13 protein-coding genes are annotated in these 15,175 nt (G+C 63.2%); 4 read left to right on the forward strand and 9 right to left on the reverse strand.

Annotated features, from left to right (window positions below; translation table 11 throughout):
- Positions 1–94 precede the first annotated feature (94 nt).
- From MFF34_RS00890 to MFF34_RS00905, 4 genes are all read right to left on the reverse strand, one after another.
- Positions 95–1,546 carry an efflux transporter outer membrane subunit gene (locus MFF34_RS00890; protein WP_238209593.1) on the reverse strand — a complete coding sequence of 484 codons (1,452 nt, stop codon included), beginning with the start codon at positions 1,544–1,546 and terminating at the stop codon, positions 95–97.
- A complete protein-coding gene (locus MFF34_RS00895; protein WP_099430396.1) occupies positions 1,543–2,604 on the reverse strand; it encodes an HlyD family secretion protein in 1,062 nt (353 codons plus the stop codon). The genes MFF34_RS00890 and MFF34_RS00895 overlap by 4 nt, the downstream gene beginning before the upstream one ends.
- 27 nt (positions 2,605–2,631) lie before the next feature.
- Positions 2,632–4,173: an MFS transporter gene (locus MFF34_RS00900; RefSeq protein ID WP_238209595.1), complete on the reverse strand. Its 1,542-nt coding sequence runs from the start codon at positions 4,171–4,173 to the stop codon at positions 2,632–2,634.
- A 114-nt stretch (positions 4,174–4,287) separates the two neighbouring features.
- Positions 4,288–5,193: a LysR family transcriptional regulator gene (locus MFF34_RS00905; RefSeq protein ID WP_099430398.1), complete on the reverse strand. Its 906-nt coding sequence runs from the start codon at positions 5,191–5,193 to the stop codon at positions 4,288–4,290.
- Between the two features lie 273 nt (positions 5,194–5,466).
- Here MFF34_RS00905 and MFF34_RS00910 point away from each other — a divergent pair, with 273 nt between their 5' ends.
- A complete protein-coding gene (locus MFF34_RS00910) occupies positions 5,467–5,916 on the forward strand; it encodes a universal stress protein (RefSeq protein WP_238209597.1) in 450 nt (149 codons plus the stop codon).
- Positions 5,917–6,023: 107 nt separating this feature from the next.
- Here MFF34_RS00910 and MFF34_RS00915 read toward each other — a convergent pair whose 3' ends face one another.
- Genes MFF34_RS00915 through MFF34_RS00930 form a run of 4 tightly spaced genes read right to left on the reverse strand, consistent with a single transcriptional unit; the run spans position 6,024 to position 10,803 of the window.
- Positions 6,024–6,884: an HlyD family secretion protein gene (locus MFF34_RS00915; RefSeq protein WP_238209599.1), complete on the reverse strand. Its 861-nt coding sequence runs from the start codon at positions 6,882–6,884 to the stop codon at positions 6,024–6,026.
- 10 nt (positions 6,885–6,894) lie between these two features.
- Positions 6,895–7,095: a DUF1656 domain-containing protein gene (locus MFF34_RS00920; protein ID WP_027595286.1), complete on the reverse strand. Its 201-nt coding sequence runs from the start codon at positions 7,093–7,095 to the stop codon at positions 6,895–6,897.
- Between the two features lie 4 nt (positions 7,096–7,099).
- The gene (locus MFF34_RS00925) at positions 7,100–9,277 is read right to left on the reverse strand and encodes an FUSC family protein (RefSeq protein WP_238209601.1); all 2,178 of its coding nucleotides are present in this window, start codon (positions 9,275–9,277) and stop codon (positions 7,100–7,102) included.
- Positions 9,274–10,803 carry an efflux transporter outer membrane subunit gene (locus MFF34_RS00930; protein WP_027595284.1) on the reverse strand — a complete coding sequence of 510 codons (1,530 nt, stop codon included), beginning with the start codon at positions 10,801–10,803 and terminating at the stop codon, positions 9,274–9,276. Before MFF34_RS00930 ends, MFF34_RS00925 begins: the two co-directional genes overlap by 4 nt.
- Before the next feature lie 191 nt (positions 10,804–10,994).
- Here MFF34_RS00930 and MFF34_RS00935 point away from each other — a divergent pair, with 191 nt between their 5' ends.
- From MFF34_RS00935 to MFF34_RS00945, 3 genes are all read left to right on the forward strand, one after another.
- Positions 10,995–11,942, forward strand: a complete 948-nt coding sequence (locus tag MFF34_RS00935) for a LysR family transcriptional regulator (RefSeq protein ID WP_027595283.1) — start codon at positions 10,995–10,997, stop codon at positions 11,940–11,942.
- 202 nt (positions 11,943–12,144) lie between these two features.
- Positions 12,145–13,119, forward strand: coding sequence for a D-glycerate dehydrogenase (locus MFF34_RS00940; protein ID WP_238209603.1), 975 nt, complete (start codon positions 12,145–12,147; stop codon positions 13,117–13,119).
- A gap of 222 nt (positions 13,120–13,341) precedes the next feature.
- Entirely contained in the window at positions 13,342–14,052 is a 711-nt protein-coding gene (locus MFF34_RS00945) for a hypothetical protein (protein WP_238209605.1), read from the forward strand.
- A 41-nt stretch (positions 14,053–14,093) separates the two neighbouring features.
- On the opposite strand, the gene MFF34_RS00950 is transcribed toward MFF34_RS00945, so the two are convergent.
- Positions 14,094–14,999: a DMT family transporter gene (locus MFF34_RS00950; protein ID WP_238209607.1), complete on the reverse strand. Its 906-nt coding sequence runs from the start codon at positions 14,997–14,999 to the stop codon at positions 14,094–14,096.
- Positions 15,000–15,175 lie beyond the last annotated feature (176 nt).

A 15,175-nucleotide genomic window follows, 5' to 3' on the forward strand; every position in this document is an offset into this window, starting at 1 on the left:
CCGCTCCCACAGGTACTGCACAGTGCTCAAAATCTGTGCGGTACCTGTGGGAGCGGGTTTACCCGCGAAGAGGCCGGTACAGCCACAACACCTATCAAACCTTGTTCGCAGGCTGTGTATCAAACGCCTGCCAGCCCCCACCCAGCGCCTTGTACAGCCCCACCAGCGCCTGGGAAACCGCCGCCGAGCTGTCGATCCACTGCTCTTCGCTGGCCAGCAACGCACCTTGCACGGTCAGCACATTGAGAAAGTCCACCGCCCCTTCCACATACTGGCGCTGGGCAGTCTCCAAGGCGATACGGTTCTGCCGCACCGCCTCGGCCAAATGGTCGCGACGCAATTGGCTGGCGTTATACAGGCGCAGCACATCGTCGATTTCATGCCAGGCACCGAGCACCACCTTGCGGTAGTTGAGCGCGGCTTCCTGCTGCTGCGCCTCACGCAGTTCCAGCGTGCCTTTGAGCCGCCCACCTTCAAAAATCGGCAGTGACAGTTGCGGGCCAAAGGCGAAGCGGCGCGAGTCCCAGCCGCCGAAGTCAGACAGCTGCATGGCCTGGAAGCCCAGGCTGCCCGACAGCCGAATGCTCGGGTAGAAGTCGGCCTTGGCCACGCCGATACTGGCGGTGGCCGCATGCAGGCGCGCCTCGGCCTGGCGAATGTCCGGCCGGCGCTCGGCCAACTCCGACGGCAGGCCGATTGCGAACTGCTGCTGGGGCGCGGGCAGTTCACCCCCTTCGAGCAACTGTGCCTGAAGGCTGCGGGGCGGCTCGGCCGCTAGCAGGCTGAGGGCGTTGATCAAGTCGTCGCGCTTGGCCTCAAGGCTGGGCAGGCGTGCTTCGATGGAGGCGACCTGGGCACTGGCCTGGGCCACGTCGAGGCGGGTGGCGACCCCTTCGGCCTGGCGATTCTCGGACAGCTTCAGGCTGTGCTGCGCCACCTTCAGGTTGTCACGGGTGACGTCCAGGGTGTGCTGCACCGCACGCAGCTGAATGTAGTTACCGGCGGTTTCTGACAACAGCGCCAGCAACACGCCACGGCGGTCATTCTCGGCCACTTCGACCGTCGCATCGGCAGCCTCCACTTGCCGTCGTACTCGGCCCCAGAGGTCCAGCTCCCACCCCGCGACCAGGTCACCCTGCCACAGGTTGAATGCCGATTTGCCCGCGTGGCCCGAGGGGTCACTCAGCCCTTCGGCGCTGTTGCGAGCGCGGCTGTAGCCAGCGTTCACATCGACCGAAGGCGCTTCATCCGCTGCTACCGTACTGCGCAAGGCACGGCTTTGCAGCAGCCGCGCACTGGCCATCTGCAAGTCCAGGTTGCGTTCGGCGACCCGCTGGATCAGCGCGCTGAGCCGGGCATCGTGAAAGGTCTCCCACCAGCGCAGCTCCAGCGGTTCGGCCTGCGGCTGACTGGCCGCGGCCTCGCCTTGCAAGCCTGCCCACTGTTGCGGGGCCTGGCTGTCCGGGCGTTTGAAATCTGGCCCGAGGGTACAGCCGGCCATCAGCAACGCCAGCAACACCGGGCTCAAGCGAAAGGCCGGTTTCATCGCGCGCTCACCTCTTTGCCTTCGAGTTTGTCGCCGCGGGTATCGATGGTGGCTTCCACCGACATGCCCACACGCAGCCGTGCAAGCAGCGGCTGGCCGTCATCGAACACGATCTTTACGGGGATGCGCTGCACCACCTTGGTGAAGTTACCGGTGGCATTGTCCGGCTTGACCGCTGCAAAGGTCACACCGGTGGCCGGCGCGATGCTCTCGACATGGCCATGCAGTTGCTCGCCCGAGAAGGTATCGACACTGATGCTGACCGGTTGGCCGGGCTGCACATGGGTCAGCTGGGTTTCCTGGAAGTTGCCAACCACATAGGCCTGCTGCAACGGCACCACCGACAACAGCCGAGCCCCCGGATTGACATAGGCGCCGACACGCAAGGCGCGCTCGCCGACCATGCCATCCACCGGTGCGATGATGCGCGTGTAGGACAGGTCGAGCTGGGCTTTCTCCAGCCCCGCTTCGGCCCGTTTGAGCTGGCCATCGGCGCTGGCCACCTGGGCGCTGAGGATGTCCACCTGCTTGCGTGCAGCCACCAACGCGGCCTGGGTATTGGCCAGGCGCGCACGGGCCTGGTCGACTCCGCTGCGCGCCTGCTGGGCGTTCTGCACGGTGCCGGCACCTTGCTCGGCCAGGCGGCTGTAGCGGTTGACTTCATGATCGGCAAACGCCGCTTCGGCCTGGGCGGCTTTCACGGCGGCTTCGGCTTGGGCAATCAAGGCGGCCTGGCGCTCTAGCGTGGCGCGGGCATCGGCGCTCTGCGCCTTGGCCACCAGCAATTGCGCCTGGGCTGCGTCGAGCGCGGCTTGGTAGTCGCGGGCATCGAGGGTCGCGAGCAACTGGCCTGCCGTGACTTGCTGGTTGTCCTCGACCAGCACCTCTTTGATAAAGCCTGCGACTTTGGGCGCGACCACGGTGTAATCGGCGATCACGTAGGCGTCGTTGGTGCGCTGGCGGTGATCGCTGCCCAGCATCCAAGGCCCGACGATACCGGCCAGCACGGCCACGGCGAGCACCGAGCCGATGAAAAGTGTTTTGCGGTTGTTGGTCATTTCTAAGTCTCGAATTCAGTCACGGGCTCAAGCCACCGCACGCGGCGGGAAGATCCGGGTAGGCACAAAGGGAATCAGGCAGATCAACGCGACGGCAATGCACGCCATCACCAGGTACTGGTCGGCCGAGGTCAGTACCTGGGCCTGTTCATGAATGCGCCGGGCAAGGCCGGCGGCGCTGTCATCGATCAGCGGCGCATTGCCCAGGCTGTCGACCAGGTGGTTGGAATGGAAATGCCGGCGCACAGTGCCCAAGACATCCAGCAAGCCGCCGGCAATCACCGCCGACAGCCCCTTGACCGTGTTGAACCAGGCCGAGGCGAACGGGCCCTCCTGCGGGGTCATGCCGTTGGTGGAGAGCATCAGCAGCGGCAGCACGGCCATCGGCTGGCCAAATACCTGCAACAGATAAAACGGGTAGAAGTCGCCGCGTATCCACTCGGAGGTCAACAGGCTGCTGCCCACGCACGACAGCGCCAGCATGGCGAGCCCCATCGCCAGTACCCAGCGGCAGTCCACCGCGCGGATGTTGCACAGCGCTGCGGTCAGCGGCAGGGCGATGAGTTGCGGCATGGCCACCAGCATCATCAACGGGCTGGTCTGCGCCGGCCGGTAGCCCTGGATCTGCGCCAAGTACGCCGACGGAATGCTGCTCACCCCGGAGAGCACGATCAGCACGCCGGCCAGGGTCACCAGGGCGAAGCTCAGGTTGCGCCGCGAGAGCATGCGCAACTGGAAGAACGGCAGCGGTTCAGACCACTCGTTGTACAGGAACAGCACCAGCAACAGCAGGCCGCCGCCCAGCAGCCAGCAGATCAGCGGCGAGTCGAACCAACCCCAGCGGTCACCCAGCGACAGGCCGAGGACGATGCAACTGATGGCCGGCAAGCCCAGCAGCACGCCACGCCAGTCGAACTGTTTGAAGCGCTCCAGGCGCAACGGGTCCTGGGGCAGGCCCCAGCCGACACAGAACATCGCCAGCAGCGACGGCAAGATGATCTGCCAGAAGGCCCACTGCCAGCCGACGTACTCGGTCCACAGGCCCGCCAGCGGTGTGCCGAGGTTCGGCCCGAAGGTGGCGGTCAGGGCATAGCAGGCCAGGCCATAGACCTTGATGCCCGGTGGCAGAAAACGCAGCGCGACGCTCATCAGCATCGGCGGCAAGGCGCCCGAGGCGAAGCCTTGCAGCACCCGCAGCAGCATCAGGCTGTGCAGGTTGGGGGCGAACGGTTGCAGCAGGCCCAGCACGGCGAACACGCCAATGGCAGACAACGTGAAGCGGCGCAGGGAAAAGGTCGTGGCAAGCCAGGGTGCAAAGGCCATCGCCGACACCGAAGCCGCGCTGTACGCGGCCAGCAGCCAGGCGCCTTCGTCGGCACCGATGCCCATGGCGCCGCGAATATCGGCCAGCGAAATCTTGGTCACCGCCTCGTTGAGGCCGGCACAGAGCACTGCCAGCAACACCCCAAACAACCCCACCACCACCTGCAGGCCGAATGCCGTCTGCACGGGGGCGGCCGGCGCGGGGGCGGCAGCCAGCGCAGCAGAAGGCGCGGTCAGGGAACTCATGGGAATACATCTCCAGCAACAATTTCAGGGCTGGAGCAAGTCTAAGAAGGTCGAATGCTTACGAAAACTGACTTGTTGGCAGGTTTATATTGCGCCAAACGCAATCGGCCTCTGTTACGGGTCGAAGCTGCCACACGCCTTCAACGTCTGGCGCAGCCAACGGTGTGCCGGGTCGTTGTCGAACCGCGGGTGCCAGGCCTGCTTGACGTTGACCTTCTCCAACGGCACCGGGATCTCGAATGAGCGCAGGGGCAGTTTCAAACGCTGCACACTGTTGAGGATGTTGGCCGGGATCGGCAGGATCAGGTCCGAATCCGGCAGCGAAAACATCGCCGAATGGAAGCTCGTGGTGATCAGCGCCACCCGCCGTTCCACTTTATGGTTGGCCAATGCCACATCGATCGGCCCATTGGCCCGGCCACGGCGCGACACACTGATCTGCGGGTAGGCGGCGAACCGCTCAGGGGTAATCTCGGCATCGAAGATTGGGTGGCCCTCGCGCGCCAGGCCTACGAAGTAGGTGTTGAACAGGCTCTGCACCTTGATTTCCGGGCCCAGCTCGACGGCCGAGCTGATGATCAGGTCGATATGCCCGTTGCGCAGCACCGCATCATCGTCGCCACTGCCCTCGGGCACGAAACGCAGCACCGTACGCGGTGCCTGGGCCAGCATCATGCGCAACAGCTGGGCGCCGTACAGGGCAATGAACAGGTCGTTGGTGCGGATGTTGAAGGCCCGGTCCAGGTTGACCAGGTCGACATCGTCACGGCTGCGGAACACCTGCCCGGCCTGCTCCACCAGCCCATGCACCTGCTCGCGCAGCGCCAGCGCACGGGGTGTCGGCACCAAGCCACGGCCGGCGCGTACCAGGATCGGGTCGCCCAAGGCATCGCGAATGCGCCCCAGGGTCCGGCTCATGGCGGCCGGGCTCAGGTTCATGCGCTGCGCGGCGCCCACCACACTGCCTTCGTCAAGCAAGGCGTCGAGGGCGACGAGCAGGTTCATGTCCGGGAGTTGCATGGCCGTTTTCCGTGGCAATTGTGGGAAAGGCGATGGTAGCAGGTTGGAGGATTGCGTCTGACGCAATAAGGTCGTGCGTGGTGGGGCATTTATTCTGGGCTTTGGATGGGCCATAAGTGATGCAGTGGCTGTACCGGCCTCTTCGCGGGGCAAGCCCGCTCCCACAGGTACCCCGCAATGCCCGAGGTTTGTGCGGCCAACCTGTGGGAGCGGGCTTGCCCCGCGAAGAGGCCGGTACAGCCAGCACATCATTTAGCTTCGACAAGGATTCCCATGCCCACCCCGGTCCTCATCGCCATCGACGCCTCCCCCGCATCCTTCGCCCTGCTCACCCTCGCCCGCCGCTACTGCCGCCCCGGCGAACACGAGCTGCATGTGCTGCTGGCCATCGACAGCACTTTCGCCGTGCACGAGCAACCCGCGCCCTACACCACCGAAGAACTGGAGGAATACCCCGCCGCCTGCGAGGAGCAACAGCATGCCGACCACGCCGTAGCCAAGGCCGTGCGCGAGTTGCAGGACGCCGGCTTCACCAGCCAGGGCTGCATGGTGGCCGGGCAGCCGGTCGAGGCCATCGTCAGCAAGGCGCAAGATCTGCGTTGCGAACTGATCATCATGGGTCATCGCCATCTGTCACGATTGGGGCGGTTGCTGGATCCTTCGATCAGCGCGAAGGTGATTGATCAGGTTGCGGTGCCGGTGTTGGTGGGGGCTGCGGGTTAAAGAGCGTTTGGGCCACCCGGTGTTCGCCATGACATTTGTAGCGCTTATCAAATCGAGCGCCGCCCCGGGGGCGCTGATCTCATAGGCGCTGGAAACGTGGTGCCAACTCACCCCTCGCTAGGCTTCACCACCACCGTACACGTCGTCCCCGCCGCCAGCAAAAACCCTTCCGGCACTTCATCGATGTGGATCCGCACCGGTACGCGCTGCGCCAACCGCACCCAGTTGAAGGTCGGGTTCACATCAGCGATCAGCTCGCGGCTCTGGGGGTTGTCGCGGTCATAAATACCGCGGGCAATGCTCTCTACGTGGCCTTTGATGCGCTCGCCGCTCATCATCTGCAAATCGGCCTGGTCACCCACTTTCACGTGCGGCAGCTTGGTCTCTTCGAAGAAGCCATAAACCCAGAACGAGTTCTCGTCGACCACCGCCATCACCGGCTCACCGGTACGGGCATAGTCGCCCTTGTGGATGTTCAGGTTGGTCACATAACCGTCCACCGTGGCCACGATATGCGTGCGCTTGAGGTTCAACTCGGCGGCCGCCAGTTCGGCCAGGGCCTGTTGATAATCCGCCTGGGCCGAGTTGGCGATGTTGCTGGCGTCGTCGCGGTTTTCCTTGGAGATCACCAGGTTGTCCATGTCGGCGCGGCGCTTGGCGTTGACCTTGCGCATCTCCCAGGTGGCCTTGCGCGAGGCAACCAGCGCCTTGGCCTGGTCGACGGCCATTTGGTAGTGCTCAGGGTCGATCTGGATCAACAGGTCGCCCTTCTTCACCCGCTGGTTGTCCTTGACCGGTACACCCACCACGTAGCCGGGCACGTCGGCAGCGACGTTGATGATGTCGGCACGTACACGCCCGTCGCGGGTCCAGGGCGTGGTCATGTAGTGCAGCCACAACTGGCGGCCGATCGCCACGGCGGCCACCAGCACCAGCAGGGTGGCGATCAGGCTGAAGAACTTTTTCATCGAAGGTTTCTCACCAGTAGACAGACAGCGCGAGGGCGCCGAAAAGGCAGACGAACAGGCTCAGGCGAAGCAGCGCCGGGTGCCAGAAAAAGCGGTAGCCGTCATGGCTGGCGATGAAGCGGTCCAGGCCCCAGGCCAGGCCCAGGGCGAACAGGAACATCAAGGTCATGGTGGGCATGTATACGCCATGGAAGGCGATTTCACGGGGCATGATTTCACGGGGCATGGTGCAGTCCTTTCGCCGGTGCCAGCGGCGACTGTGGGTCCAGCAGGGAAGAACGGATGAAGTGCAAGTAGCTTTGCGCGCGGCGCAGCACCGAGGTGTCGAAGTGCCGGGCGAAGGGTTCGTCGGTGGCCTGCACGCGGCTGATGGCATGGTCCACCGCCACCAGTGCGCGCTCGTGGTTGCTGGCGCTGGGCTGCAGGAACAAACGCGCCAGGGCGCGGCCCATGACGCGGATGGCCTGGCGCCATGGCTGCGACTCGGCGTAGGCCGGGTGGATCGGGGCGCGGGCCTGTTCCTTGCGCAGCTCGATGATGGCGTGGCCGATTTCCAGCACGGTGAACATCCAGCCCATCAGCTCGCTCTGCACCTTCGGCTTGCCGGCAGCCAGGCCATAGGCTTGGTGCAGCAGGTCGCGGGTGCGGCTCTCGAAAGCCGAACCCAGGCCGCGCAAGCGGCCACTGATGGCGAACAGCACCTGTTCACGCAGTTCCTGCTCCAGCCGGCTCCACAGCCAGCGGCTGTTGGGCGGCAAGATGATCGCCCCGGCCGCAGCGCAGACGAACATGCCGATGACCATGCCGATGTAGTCGTTGATGAAGGTGTAAGGGTCGTAGACGGTCAGGTTGTTGGGCACCGAACCGATGGCGAAAAACACCAGCAAACCGATGCCGTAACCAGCATACGCCGGCCGCGAAGACAGGAACGCCCCCAGCACGAAGACCGGTGCCAGGACCATGCACAGCAGCGGGAATCCGTCGATCCAGGGGAACACGAAGAAGGTTTCGAAGAACCCGACGAAGGCCCCGATCGCCGTGCCACAGGCCATCTGGAATGACATGCGCTTAGGGTTGGGCGAGGCCGCCGACAGGCCCACGGTGACCGTGGCGATCAGCGTCATCATGGCACCGCTGGGCCAGTCGCTGAGCAACCAGTAACTGCCCAGCAGCAACAGCACCGCCGAGGCGCGCACGCCAGCAGCCAACGACACCAGCCAGCTGGTCTGCGCCACATAGGGCTCGTCCCACTGCTCGCGCTCGTGCTTGTGCATGGCCAGCGAGGCATGGGTCTCGGCATAGCTGAACATCTCGTCGACAAAGCGATACAGCAGCTCGAAGGCAGTGTGGAAGTCGAGCAGGTCGGACTCGCTGGGGTTGGTTTGCTGATACTCGGCGCGCAAGCCACGCACCTGGGCTTGCAGGCCCTCCTTGTAGGCGGCCAGCTCAAGCGCCAGGCGCAGCGCGTCGGAGTCGGTCAAGGCGCGGCCCACGTAGGGCTGAAGCAATTCGACCAAGGTGTCCAGGCCCGGCTCGATGGCGCTGACGATCTGCAGCGGGCCACGGGCGCGCAGGCGTTCGAGCAGCCGGTGCAGGGCATTGAAGCGCGTGGTGATGGCCATGAACTCGCTGTTCATGCGCACCAACCGGCCACTGCGCCTGCGCATGTGCGGGTCTTCGAAGGCGGTGACGTTACGCAGGCTTTCCAGGCCCACAGCCTCGGCGATGAAGCGCACGTTGCTGCTTTCAAAACGGTCGCGCTGGCTATCACCGCGCAAGGCTTCGACTACGACGCCAGCGAACACACCGAAGCGCTGGTAGAGGGCATTACGCATGGCGGCGCTGGCCGACTGCGGCAGGATCGCGGCGCTGACGAACGTTGACACCAAAATCCCCAAGGCGATTTCCAGCACCCGCCACACGGCCGCCATAAAGGCTTGGTCGGGGTGTTCCAGCACCGGTAAGCCGATCATCGCCGCGGTGTAACCGGCCAGCACGAAGCCATAGGCGCGGAAGGTGCGGTAGCGCATCGCGCCTGCCGAACACAGGCCGACCCACAGGGCCAGGCTGGGCAGGAACAGCTCGGTGTTCTGCGGGAAGATGGCGATCAGCGCGACCATCATCGCCGAGCCTGCCAGGGTGCCGAGCACCCGGTAGAAACTCTTGGCGAACACGTGGCCACTTTGCGGCTGCATGACGATGAACACAGTGATCATCGCCGTGCGCGGCTGCGGCAGTTCCAGGCGCATGGCCAGCCACAGGGTGATGAAGGCGGCGGCCAGCACCTTGAAGATGTAGACCCAGGTCACGCCATCGGTGCGCGCCCAGGCAAAGAAGCCCCGGCGCCACTCCAGGCTCTGCAACCAGCGCACGGGCAGGCTTGAGGTGCTCATTCGGCGTTATCCGGCTGCTTGTCGAAAATGGCCAGGGTGGCCGGGGTTTTCGGTGCGGCCTGGCGCTCTTGCTCCGGCACGTCCTTGCCCGCTTGCAGGCCACCCCCGAGGGCGGTGACCAGCTCGGCATGGGCGATCAGGCGGGCGGCCTGCACCTGCTGCTGTACCTGCTGCTGACGGAACAGCAAGGTCTGCGCATTGAGCACGTTGAGGTAGTCGGTCAGGCCACGCTGGAAGGCGACCATGGCGATGTCGTAGGTCTTCTGCGCGGCGGCGACCGATTCGGCGGCAAAGTGCGATTGCTCTTTCATCGACTCGCGGCGGATCAACTGATCGGAGATGTTTTTCAATGCACCGACCACGGTCTGGTTGTAGCGCGCGACGGCCATGTCATAGCCCGCTGAAGCGACGCCCAGTTGCGAGCGCAGGCGGCCGCCGTCGAAGACCGGCAGGCTGATTGCCGGGCCGACGTTGTAGTTGAACTTGCGCCCGGTGAGAAACTCCAGCGGGCCGCCGCCCGTGGCCATGAAACCGAGGCTGCCGACCAGGTCGACATTGGGGAAGAAGCCGGCATGCGCGACGTCGATGCCACGGGCTTGCGCGGCCACCTGCCAACGGCTGGCGACCACGTCCGGGCGCTGGCCGACCAGCTCGGCGGGCAGCGCCGACGGCAGCGTGAGCGGGGCGCCGAGGGTCAGGGTCGGGCGCTGGATCTGCGCGCCCTCCCCTGGCCCCTTGCCGGCCAGCGCAGCAAGCTGGTTGCGGGTCAGGGCGATCTCTTCGTCAAGGCTGTCGAGCTGACGATGGGTTTCGGGCAGCGGCGCTTCGGCCTGGCTGACTTCGAAATGGGTGCCGATGCCTGCGTCCAGCCGACGCTTGGCCAGGGCCAGGATCTGCTCCTGCTGCTCCAGTTCAGCCTTGACGATATCGCGCTGGGCGAAGTGCAGGCTCAGCTGGATGTAAGCACGCACCACGTTGTTCTGCAGCTCGAGCTGCGCCTGGCGAGCCTCGGCCACACTCATGTGCGCTTGGTCCACAGCCTGCTCGCTGGCATTGCGCTCGCGGCCCCAGAGGTCGAGGGCATAGCTGAAGCCGATGGCGGCGTTGTTGTCCCAGGTATTGGCGCCCGACAGTGCGCCAGGGCCGTAGAACTGATCCTCGGGCCAGTTGTGGCGCTTGAGTGTGGCCTGGCCGTTGGCTTGCAGCTTTTCTGCCGACTCGACCACACCGGCCATGGCCTTGGCCTCGCGCACCCGCGCCAGGGCCATGGCCAGGTTCGGGCTACCCTCGACGGCCAATGCGACCCAGCGGTTCAGCTGCGGGTCGCGATAGGCCTGCCACCACTGCTGGTCGGGCCAGTGCGCGTCGGTGGCGGCTTCGCGTATGGCCGCGTCGGTGGTCAGGGTATTGGCGTGTAATGTCTTGCTTTGCGGGGCAATGCCCCAGGTTCCGATACAGCCGCTCAAGGTGAGGGTAAGGGCACAGGCACTGAACACTTGAAGCGTTCTGATGATGCGACGCGGCACAGCTGCGATTTCCCGAGGAAGAGGTGGAGGGGCCGGGCAATTCTAGGGGGCGGCAGGACTGGCGATAAGCGCATATTCCTGCGAATCTTTGTTACCAAACGCGCGATAATCAGCCTTTGGTCGAAGGCATCTTTTAATAACTTCGTCGTTACTTCGTGACACAATTTTGTCCTCTACCTTGAGAGTGACCCATGGACACCCTGCAAAATATGCGTGCTTTCAGTTGCGTAGCCCAGCTTGGCAGCTTCACGGCTGCCGCGGCGCAACTGGATACGACCACCGCGAACGTGTCGCGGGCGGTCTCCAATCTGGAAGCCCATCTGCAAACTCGGCTGCTCAACCGTACTACCCGCCGCATCGCGCTGACCGAGGCCGGCAAGCGCTACCTGATGCGCTGCGAACAGATTCTTACCTACGTTGAAGAAGCCGAGGCCGAGGCCAGCGACGCCCATGCCCGCCCGGCCGGGCAATTGAAGGTTCACTCCATGACCGGGGTGGGCCAACACTTCGTGGTCGATGCCATTGCCCGCTACCGCGAATCGCACCCGGACGTGACCTTCGACCTGACCATGGCCAACCGCGTGCCGGACCTGCTCGACGAGGGCTACGACGTGTCCATCGTGCTGGCCACCGAGCTGCCGGACTCGGGCTTCGTGTCGCAGCGCTTGGGGATCACCTACAGCATCGTCTGCGCCTCGCCCGACTACATCGTGCGCAACGGCATCGCACACAAGCCTGCCGACTTGCTCAAGCACGCCTGTCTGCGCATGGTCAGCCCGGTGATCCCGCTGGAGAAGTGGCTGTTCGACGGCCCGGAAGGCCAGGAAATGGTCAACATCACCAGCTCGCCGTTCCAGGTGAATACTGCCGACGCCATGAAAACCGCGATCCGCAGTGGCATGGGCGTGGGCGTGCTGCCGATCTATTCGGCCATCGACGGGCTGCGTGACGGCAGCCTGGTGCGGGTGCTGCCCGAGTATCGGCTGCAAGAGCTGAACCTGTACGCCATCTACCCGTCGCGCCAGTACCTGGATGCCAAGATCAAGACCTGGGTTGAGTACCTGCGCAATTCGCTGCCGGAAATTCTGGCAGCGCATGAGGCAGACCTGAAAACCCATCAGGTGCAGATCGCCAACTGAGAAACATGCTGCATTGAGGGGAGGAGCAATGGTAGGTTGCTAACCATTGCTTCCAGCGCCAGGACCATGGGAGGGCGATGCCCTCCATTCGCAGCACAAGGCTGCTCCTACACCGACCTTTGTAGGAGCAGCCTAGTGCTGCGAATGACCGCAACGCGGTCAACTGCCTGGCAGTCCACCCTAGCCTTGCAGAGAGTTGCCGATGAAAAAGACCGTCCTGGCCTTCAGCCGCATCACCCCGGCCATGGCCGAGCGCCTGCAACAAGACTTCAACGTGATCCTGCCGAACCCCAAGCTCGGCGACATCAACGCCCAGTTCAACGAAGCCCTGCCCGAGGCCCACGGCCTGATCGGCGTCGGCCGCAAGCTTGGCCGTGCGCAACTCGAAGGCGCGGCCAAGCTTGAAGTGGTCTCCAGCGTCTCGGTCGGCTACGACAACTATGACGTCGACTACTTCAATGAGCGCGGCATCGCCCTGACCAACACCCCCGACGTACTCACCGAAAGCACCGCAGACCTGGGCTTCTCGCTGATCATGGGCTGCGCCCGGCGCACGGCCGAGCTGGATGCCTGGACCAAGGCCGGCCAGTGGCAAGCCACCGTCGGCCCGGCGCACTTCGGCAGCGATGTGCACGGCAAGACCTTGGGCATCGTCGGCATGGGCAACATCGGCGCCGCCGTTGCCCGCCGCGGCCGGTTCGGGTTCAACATGCCGGTCATCTATACCGGCAACAGCCGCAAGACCGCACTGGAGCAAGAGCTGGGGGCGCAGTTCCGCAGCCTGGAGCAACTGCTGGCCGAAGCCGATTTCGTCTGCATCGTGGTGCCGTTGTCGGACGCCACCCGCAAGCTGATCGGTGCACGGGAGCTGAAGCTGATGAAGCCAAGCGCCTTCCTCATCAACATCGCCCGCGGCCCGGTGGTCGATGAAGCAGCGCTGATCGAAGCCCTGCAGAACGGCACGATTCGCGGTGCCGGCCTGGATGTGTACGAGAAGGAACCGCTGAGCGATTCTCCACTGTTCAAACTGCCCAACGCCCTGACCCTGCCGCACATCGGCTCGGCCACCGCAGAAACCCGCGAGGCCATGGCCAACCGGGCGATGGACAACCTGCGTGCGGCGCTGTTGGGCGAACGGCCGCAGGATTTGGTGAACCCGCAGGTGTGGAAGGATTGAGGGTTTTCAACTGACTTTATCGCGCCATTCGCAAAGCTGCTGGCGAATGGCGCACTCCCTCTGCACACACCCCTTGCGATAAGCGAACATTCTGAAACAACTCGCTTATTGGCCCATTGCCAACGCTACGCACCTATCATTTTTGCTAGGTGACACTCGCTACACCTCAGATTAACAATGCAGAAGAACACTACCTTCATCGCTATTCTGAGGACTACCAAAATGGAAAAGACCGACCCGATTCTTAATGACATCCAATTTGATGACGTTGTAGATATCCCGGGAACTGAAGAAAATCTTATCAAGACCGCCAAGATGGAAGAGTTTTTAAATATAACCATCTCCGAAACAAGCGAATGGCCAGTACCCTCCGTTTTTCACATTACGCACAGCAGTGAGCACCCGGACCGGCCAATCCATACAGAAAGCTTCCGTACACAGCTTCCAGAGAAACTATACTTCAAACTTCCTTCGGGTCGATTCAAAAAAAGCCAGAAACAATCCCTGGGTTACATTTTAAAATCAAAAAGAGACGATCATGGATGGGATGAATGGGATGTCAAAACCTCATTCACCGTCGACTTAAAAAACCCCATCGAAGCGCCTCCCTTGGAGATGGCCACCACAAAATTCGACCTCGCCTACCTCGACAGCCATGACGGCTTAGGTTTTAAAGCCCCAACTTTCACCACTACCAGAGTTGGAGACCACTGCATTGTTAATATAAACGGACCCGAGAATATTAGCGTGACTCTGGAGACGCCTGCACGCGAGAATGAAGATCCCATCACAGGTAAAATTCCTAAAGATACATTCTTCATTGCTGGCAAACCCATTTATGGCAAGTATACGGTTATGTATACGGCCCTCTCACGCGCAGGTAACGATTCCAGCAATACAGAGGCCGTCACAGTCACATTCAGCGCCTCGTGAAATCCGTACCGGCCGGTATTTCACCAACCGATACTTCAGCATCACTGTCTGAGTAAGGGGACTGTGGAAATGCGGATGGCTTTGAATTTGCGAAAAACCAGTACATTCCCCCCCATCACCAACACCACCCCCAACAGCGCCGGCGCCGTCCATTGATACCCTTCGACAAACGCCGACACGTTCAAGGCCACCAGCGGGAACAGCACCGTACAGTAGGCTGCCCGCTCCGGCCCCATGCGCCCAACCAGGGTCAGGTAGGCGGTGAAGCCAATCACCGAACCCGGGATCACCAGGTACATCAGCGAGCCGATGTAACGCGTGTTCCATTCCATGGCGAAGGGAATGCCGCTGAACAGGCAATAAACCGTCAGCATCGCCGCGCCATAGACCATGCCCCAGGCATTGGTAGTCATGGGCTTGAGCCCTGCTTTCTGCTGCATGCTCGACAGCATGTTGCCGGCCGAGAAGCACAGCGTGCCGAGCAAAGCCAGGCCGAGGCCGTACAGGGTTTCGCGGCTGGCGGCATGGTGGGACAGTTCGGGCCAGAACAGCAGGCCCAGGCCCAGCAGCCCCAGTGCACCGCCACCCAGCACGTTGGCAGCGATCTTCTGGCCAAAGAACACCCGGGCGTTGAGTGCGTTCCACAGGGTCGCGGTGGAGAACACCACGGCGATCAGGCCGCTGGCGATCCACTGGCTGGCGGTGAGGAAGCACATGAAGTTGACGCAGAACAGGCACAGGCCTTGGGCCAGGCAGATCAGGTGGCCGCGGCGGTTCATGGGTTGCAGGCGGCGGGTGAGCAACAGGATGGCGAACAGGATCAGGCCGGCCAAAGCGAAGCGGTAGACGATGGACACCGGGATGGCGACCACGCCCAGTTGCAGTTTCAGGGCGATCCAGGTGGTGCCCCAGATCAGGACGGTGAGCAGGTACAGGGACAGGTTCATGTGGGTGGTTCCTTGGGCCTTTCAGAATCGGTGCCCGACGCTTCGCGGGGCAAGCCCGCTCCCACAGAAATCGAAGACTGCTCGGTACTTGTGGGAGCGGGCTTGCCCCGCGAATAGAGGGCGCAGCCCTCGCCGAGGCCCTCAGTGTTCGCCCTCCTGGCCCTCCCCGCTTGCAC

Origin of the sequence: Pseudomonas sp. PAGU 2196, from assembly GCF_022179005.1 — a bacterium.
In the GTDB taxonomy this organism is placed as follows: Bacteria; Pseudomonadota; Gammaproteobacteria; order Pseudomonadales; family Pseudomonadaceae; genus Aquipseudomonas; species Aquipseudomonas kermanshahensis.